Consider the following 6,467-nt stretch of genomic DNA (forward strand, 5'->3'; position numbering starts at 1 on the left):
GCTTCATTCTGACGGCGGACATGTATCCGTTCTTCTCGCAGTACTGGTTCAGCGATCTGCCCTGGGACAAGGTCGAAAACTACCTTGAGCGCTCGCCGATCTCCTATGTCGGCAACGTGAAGACGCCAACCATGATGATGGTGGGTGAGGAAGATCACCGCACCCCAGCCTCCGAAGCCGAGCAGTTCTATCAGGCACTCAAGCTGCTCAAGGTGGATACTGCACTGGTGCGCGTTCCGGGTGCTTCACACGGAATCGCACAACGCCCGAGCAATCTCATCGCCAAGGTGCTCAACACCGTGGCCTGGTTCGAGAAGTACCGCACCAACAAGCCAACAGGAAAATAGACCATGCAGGAACAGGATGTCGAAGAGACAGGCTCGGCTTCGTCACTGGACGAGCTTGAGGCCATTGAGGCGCGCATCCTCGGCAGCCTGATCGAAAAACAGGCGACGACTCCGGATGGTTATCCGTTGACGCTCAATTCGGTGGTCGCCGCCTGCAACCAGAAATCCAATCGCGATCCGATGACCCACTACGAGCCGGGCGAAGTGGGTCATGCGCTTCGCCAGCTCGAGGGCAAGGGACTGGTGACAGGCACCCTGAGCGCCCGCGCATCGCGCTACGCACACCGATTCGAGACCGGGTTCAACGTCACCACGCGGCAGCGCGCCCTGCTCGCCGTGCTGATGTTGCGCGGACCGCAAACCTTGAACGAGCTGTACTCCCGAAGCGAACGGCTTGCGGATTTTCCGGATGCCGAGGAAGTCGGCACCGTGCTCGAGCGCCTGGCTTCACGGGATCCCGCGATGGTGGTTCGACTGCATCGTGGACCGGGCCAGCGCGAAGACCGCTACATGCATCTGTTGTGCGGACCCGTATCGACGGATAACGCCATGGCGACCGATAGCGGAGCATCGAATCGCGCAACGGGTGGTTTGGGCGAACGCGTATCGCAGCTCGAAAGCCTTGTCGCGCAACTGCAGGAGGTGGTCGCGGAATTGCAGTCACGTCCCGGCCACGATACGCAGCAGACACGGGACGAGAACGACGACGCATGAACTCCGCTGCCGTGATGGCCAGCGCCGCACCACGCGCGCAGCGGATGTTTCTTGTGCTGGCAGGTTTCTTCGTTGCCAACGCAATCATCGCCGAGTTCATCGGCGTGAAGATTTTTGCGCTTGAGGAAACACTGGGGCTGCAGCCCTTCGAGTGGAACCTGTTCAACCAGACCGGTTCGCTCAACTTCACGGCGGGCACGTTGCTGTGGCCGATCGTCTTCATCATGACCGACGTCATCAACGAGTTTTATGGGCAGCGTGGCGTGCGCTTCCTGTCATGGCTGGCTGTCGGCTTGATCGCCTACGCATTCCTGTTTGCCTATGTCGCCATCGCCCTTGCACCTGCATCGTGGTGGGTGGATGCGGCGAAGGACAGTGGCGTACCCGACCTGCAACTGGCCTATGCGTATGTGTTCGGCCAGGGCATGTGGACAATTGCCGGATCGATCACGGCCTTCATGGTCGGCCAACTCATCGATGTCCGGGTGTTCCATTCGATCCGCCTGCGCACCGGCGAGCGCCACATCTGGCTGCGCGCCACCGTATCGACTTTTGTTTCCCAGTTTGTCGACAGCTTCGTGGTGCTTTACATCGCGTTCGTGATCGGCCCGCAGAAGTGGACTACCGATCTCTGGCTGGCCGTGGGTACGGTCAACTATGGCTACAAGGTGCTGGCGGCGATCGCCTTGATCCCGCTGATCTACCTGCTGCGCAAGGCTATTGATATGTGGCTGGGCAAGGATCTGGCGGCGGCGCTCAAGCGTGAGGCAGCGGAGGCGTAGGGCCTGGCGAGCACGTGGGATCTCTGCCTTTCGTAGGGACGGGTCTCAGACCCACCCGCTCCTTGTTGTTGAAAAACTACGGGAAAGAGAGGGTGGGTCTGAGACCCACCCCTACGAAAAGATGCGAGGGGATATTGCTACGTCGCTCAGCGCCGATGCGTGCGGATGGCGCGAATCGAGGTTGAGCGGTTGCGGGTGAACACGTACACCGCAGCGGGGGGCACGTTGCGCCAGGCGACGCCGCTGCGATAGACACCCAGGCCAAGCTCAGTCAGCACTTCGCGTGATACGGGGCTGACCGGGCCGTAGGTGAACTGGATGAACCGTCCTTTCGGTCCAAGCACGGAAAATGCCTCAGTCAGGATGCGTCGCTGCGAAGTGCGCGACATCGACAACAGGCCAAGACCGCTGAGAATCGCATCCACTTCACCGGCTTTGCCAAACTGCTCGCGTTCGACGATTTCCTTCAGCTCCATGGCGTTGCCACGGATGACCTTGACTTCCGGAAAGCGGTGCTGAAGCAGACGGTGCAGTTCCTGATTCAGCTCGACTACGAGCAACTCTTCCGGGAGCACGCCACGATCCAGCAGGGCTCGGGTGAACACGCCCGTTCCACCCCCAAGCTCAATGACCCGGCAAGGAGGTTCCGGAAGCTGCGCAATCATTTCGCGAGCGAGTCGGCGGCTGGAAGGAGAAAGTGCCGCAATGCCAATCGGGTTCTTCAACCACTGGCGGAAGAACGTCCAGTTCACCGCTGAAGGATCTGCTTTTGCGAGACGATCCCGCAGCAGCGGGTCAACTGGTGGCATGCTCGATTCCGCAGGAATATCGCCCCGCAAACTGCATGGGCGCCAAGGCTTGCAGCCTAACACTGGCCAGAGAAATCAACCAGAATCATGCGGCATGGGCGGCGACCGGTGACAACCATGGTCGCCCGGCGCAGCAGCGCCGAATCGAGTCGCGAGAATGAAGAAAGCCCCGCGGATATCAGGGGAAATGTCCGCGGGGCCCGAAGTACCGGTTGCAGCAATGAACATGCACCCGGCCTTGCTCGTCTGATCGGAAGCTAGTCCCGATCGTAATAAGTTGCGCGTGTATACATCTGGTTGCGGCCGCCGTAGTCGCTGCCGCCACGAATGACAACCGTGGTGGTGACTGGCTGATTTCCGCGCTGGTAATAGCCGTTGTACGGCAAGGGACGCGGGCGGTAGTAGCCCGAAGTCACTACCCGCCTTGCGGGGTAGACGTAAGCCGGACTGGAGTACCCGTAGTAGCCGACCCCATAGGAGGGGTAAGCCGCGCCGTAGTAGCCGCCGTATCCGCCACCGTAATATCCACCACCAAAGCCGCCGCTGTAATACGCGCTGCCGTAGCCGCCGCCGTAGTAGCCGCTGCCGCCCCAGTAACCAATGCCGTATCCGGGGCCGGCGATTCCGATGCTGACGCCCCAGTTGCTGGAGCCACCACCGTAATACCCGCCGCCGTGGGAACCGCCACCGTAGTAGCCTCCCCCACCGTGGTTGCCGCCACCGTTGTGGCGTCCACCGTTGTTGTGATTGCCTCCACCATTGTGGCGACCACCGTTGTTATGGCCACCACCATTGCCTTGGCCGCCGCCGTTACCGTGACCGCCGCCATTGTTGTTGCCGCCACGGGCGAAGGCCGCCGGCGCAGACATCAGGGCGACAGCAAGCACCAGCCCTATCGAATAGACATGCGGGCGATTGCAGGTAATTTTCATGGGGCATTCTCCAAGTCAACGCCTGCACTCTGCGTCTGGCCAACTGAATCGCAACTGAAATTCAGGTTCAGTTTCAACGCGGTTGCAGTTCGTAACATTGATGGATTCGTGAATTTCTCGTGAAATCGAACGGAATGGTCTGCGCGCTGATGTCACGAACCTCGAACAATTCTTCAATTTCCGCGTCCAGCTTGAAACGGCGGAAGTTGTTCGAAAACACGATCGTGCCACCAAACGCCAGGCGATCCGCACATCGACGCAACAGGCGAACGTGCTCCTTTTGCACATCGAAATCCTGGGCTCGCTTTGAATTCGAGAATGTCGGCGGATCGACGAAGATCAGGTCGTACTCACCACGATCATGCGCCAGCCACTGCAGGCAATCGGCCTGTACGAGCTGGTGGGCGTCCCCGCCAAAGCCGTTGATGGCCAGGTTCTTTTCGGCCCAATCCAGATAGGTACCGGAAAGATCGACACTCGTTGTTGTGCGCGCACCACCGGATGCGGCGTAGACGCTGGCTGTTGCGGTGTAGCAGAACAGATTCAGAAAGCGCGTGCCGCGTGCCGCTTCACGCAGGCGTTCGCGCACCGGACGATGATCGAGGAACAGGCCGGTATCGAGATAGTCGAACAGATTGATGCGGAACTTGAGACCGCCTTCTTCGACGATCAGGAAGTTCGAACGCTGGTCCATGCGCCCATACTTGCCGCCGCCCCTGGCCTTGTAGCGTGTCTTCACGGCAATGTGATCGCGCGGCAACTCGAATGCGTCTATCGCACCGCGCACCAGATCAGCCAGACGGGCGGAAGCTACGTGTTCGGGAATGTCCTTTGGCGCTGCGTATTCCTGCACGTGAAGCCAGGTGGACTGTGCAAGGTGCGGGCGTGATTCCTCGCGACCAACATAGATATCGATTGCAGCGGAGTACTCGGGGATATCCGCGTCGTAGACGCGCCAGGCATGAATGCCTTCGCGGTCAATGCGTTTGCGCAGGTGCTTGAGCGTCTTGCGCAGCCGGTTGGCAACCGCTTCCGACCCGGCAGTCATCGGGCGCTCTTCGACAACCTTGGGTGCAGCATCGCCGCCAATTTCGAACAACAGGAAACGGCATTCGAGAGCGCCGTTGTACAGGGCGTAGCGCTTGTGCGAGCGCAGGCCGATGGCACGTCCGAGATCCTCGTCCGAAGTAATCACGGCCAGGCGCCAGCCATCAAATTCGCTGCGCGCCTTGTCGCCAATGGCGCGGTATGTGGGTGCCAGCGCATGTTGCTGGCCGATACGCTCACCATAGGGCGGATTGCAGATCAGCAGGCCCGGTTGTGCTGCGTCGGTGGGACGTTGCAGGTGTTCGATCGAGCGACGCTCAAAGCGGGTGAATCCGATGACCCCGGCCTGTTGCGCATTGCGCTTGGCCTGATTGAGGACGTGGGGATCCTGATCGTCGCCGAAGAATGCGGCCGGCAGCGCACGCAAGCCGGTCTCGGCCCGGCTGTTCGCTTCGGAAACCAGCGTCTGCCAGGCCTCGGCATCGTGACCCAGCCAGCCCAGAAACCCGAAATACTCTCGCTGATGACCAGGCGCCACATCGGCCGCCATCAGGGCGGCCTCGATCACCAGGGTGCCGGCACCGCACATCGGATCGACGATGGCTCCACCGGCCTTGAATATCTCGGGCCAGCCGGCGCGTATCAACATCGCGCAGGCGAGGTTTTCCTTCAAGGGTGCCTCGCCTTGCCCGACCCGGTAGCCACGACGGTGCAAGGGCGTTCCCGAAAGATCGAGCGACACGAGGGCGCGATCCTTGCGCAACAGCAGGTTCAGCCGGATTGACGGCTGATCAAGATCAACCCCCGGACGCTCGCCATTGCGATCGCGAAACTGATCGACGACGGCATCCTTGACCTTCTGCGACAGATAACGCGTATGCCGCATCTGGCTCGCATTGCTGACGGCATCGACGGCCAGGGTGCCGTGCTCGGCCAGGTGCTGCGACCAGTCGATGGTCTGCACGCCGTCGTACAGGGCGTTCTCATCGGCGGCATCGAATTCCTTCAGCGGCATGAGCACGCGACTGGCCAGCCGCGACCACAGACAGGCCCGATAGGCATCGACAAGCGTGCCACTGAAGTGCACGCCCGAAAGTGCCTCATGCACATCACTCGCACCGAGTGCGACGAGTTCGTCGCGCAAGAGGTACTCCAGTCCTTTCGGACAGGTGGCAAAGAATTTCTGCATCATCAGTCCAGGTTCAGCAGCAGCTGGCGAAACGCCTCTGCGCAATAGTCGACGTGAACAGTCAGCCGATGATCATCATCGACAAGGTGCAAGGTGTCGCCACGCTCGCGAGCGAACTCGATGGCGGCGTTGACGGGGCACAGTTCATCACGCCAGCCGTGGACAAGCACGGTCGGGACCTTGGCTGCCACGTAGTCATAATCATAACCTTCGACGCCGACGGGCAAGGCCATCAGGAACAGTGCCTCGCATTCACGATGCCTGGAGGCGAACCCGGAAATGAAGGCGCCCATGCTGGATCCGGCAAAGATCACCTTGCCATCCGCAGGTGCGGAGGCAATCAGGCGCTCGGTGCGTGCGGTGATCGCGGCGACGTCGCGACTGGCATCCAGATCGCGATAGTCCGGCCGGATGCTGGACCAGCCGAGTTCTTCGGCAACTCTGGCCAGCGCGCTGACCTTGGTCGCCTGCGGACCACTTTCGAGGCCGTGGGAAAGAATGACGGTGCCTTTCACGCCTTGCACTCCGTGGAAACGCGCGATGCTAACACTTGGCTTGCCAGGCTATCGCCGTCTATTCCGGGATCGTCAAGGCTCCAGCAGAATCGGCGGGGTTCGCTGCGCTCACCACCAACCTGCGTGAAGCGA

The 6,467-nt window shown here is 60.8% G+C and carries 7 protein-coding genes; 3 read left to right on the forward strand and 4 right to left on the reverse strand.

The genetic code is table 11. From position 1 onward, the window contains the following. The 3 genes from WBP53_RS08950 to WBP53_RS08960 form a co-directional block, all read left to right on the forward strand. Positions 1-347: alpha/beta hydrolase family protein (locus WBP53_RS08950; protein ID WP_423928058.1), on the forward strand; the 347-nt coding region annotated here is incomplete at its 5' end. Between the two features lie 3 nt (positions 348-350). Further along, the gene (locus WBP53_RS08955; RefSeq protein WP_423928060.1) at positions 351-1,061 is read left to right on the forward strand and encodes a YceH family protein; all 711 of its coding nucleotides are present in this window, start codon (positions 351-353) and stop codon (positions 1,059-1,061) included. Then, positions 1,058-1,843 (forward strand): queuosine precursor transporter, encoded by a 786-nt coding sequence (locus tag WBP53_RS08960; RefSeq protein WP_423928062.1) that lies wholly within the window; start codon positions 1,058-1,060, stop codon positions 1,841-1,843. The genes WBP53_RS08955 and WBP53_RS08960 overlap by 4 nt, the downstream gene beginning before the upstream one ends. Before the next feature lie 146 nt (positions 1,844-1,989). Here the strand turns inward: WBP53_RS08960 and WBP53_RS08965 are convergent, their stop codons facing one another. From WBP53_RS08965 to WBP53_RS08980, 4 genes are all read right to left on the reverse strand, one after another. Continuing rightward, on the reverse strand, positions 1,990-2,652 hold the full coding sequence (locus WBP53_RS08965; RefSeq protein WP_423928064.1) for a class I SAM-dependent methyltransferase: 663 nt from the start codon (positions 2,650-2,652) through the stop codon (positions 1,990-1,992). A gap of 257 nt (positions 2,653-2,909) precedes the next feature. Further along, entirely contained in the window at positions 2,910-3,584 is a 675-nt protein-coding gene (locus WBP53_RS08970; protein ID WP_423928066.1) for a hypothetical protein, read from the reverse strand. A 73-nt stretch (positions 3,585-3,657) separates the two neighbouring features. Further along, positions 3,658-5,820 carry a bifunctional 23S rRNA (guanine(2069)-N(7))-methyltransferase RlmK/23S rRNA (guanine(2445)-N(2))-methyltransferase RlmL gene (gene rlmKL, locus WBP53_RS08975; RefSeq protein WP_423928070.1) on the reverse strand — a complete coding sequence of 721 codons (2,163 nt, stop codon included), beginning with the start codon at positions 5,818-5,820 and terminating at the stop codon, positions 3,658-3,660. A gap of 2 nt (positions 5,821-5,822) precedes the next feature. Beyond that, positions 5,823-6,335: an alpha/beta hydrolase gene (locus WBP53_RS08980; RefSeq protein WP_423928068.1), complete on the reverse strand. Its 513-nt coding sequence runs from the start codon at positions 6,333-6,335 to the stop codon at positions 5,823-5,825. Between the last annotated feature and the right edge of the window lie 132 nt (positions 6,336-6,467).

The sequence above is a fragment of the Dokdonella sp. genome, from assembly GCF_049593775.1.
In the GTDB taxonomy this organism is placed as follows: domain Bacteria; phylum Pseudomonadota; class Gammaproteobacteria; order Xanthomonadales; family Rhodanobacteraceae; genus Dokdonella.

Coding starts and splice junctions, on each gene's coding strand:
- WBP53_RS08955 (WP_423928060.1), top strand. CDS start 351: ATGCAGGAACAGGATGTCGAAGAGACAGGCTCGGCTTCGTCACTGGAC.
- WBP53_RS08960 (WP_423928062.1), top strand. CDS start 1,058: ATGAACTCCGCTGCCGTGATGGCCAGCGCCGCACCACGCGCGCAGCGG.
- WBP53_RS08970 (WP_423928066.1), bottom strand. CDS start 3,584: ATGAAAATTACCTGCAATCGCCCGCATGTCTATTCGATAGGGCTGGTG.
- WBP53_RS08965 (WP_423928064.1), bottom strand. CDS start 2,652: ATGCCACCAGTTGACCCGCTGCTGCGGGATCGTCTCGCAAAAGCAGAT.
- rlmKL (WP_423928070.1), bottom strand. CDS start 5,820: ATGCAGAAATTCTTTGCCACCTGTCCGAAAGGACTGGAGTACCTCTTG.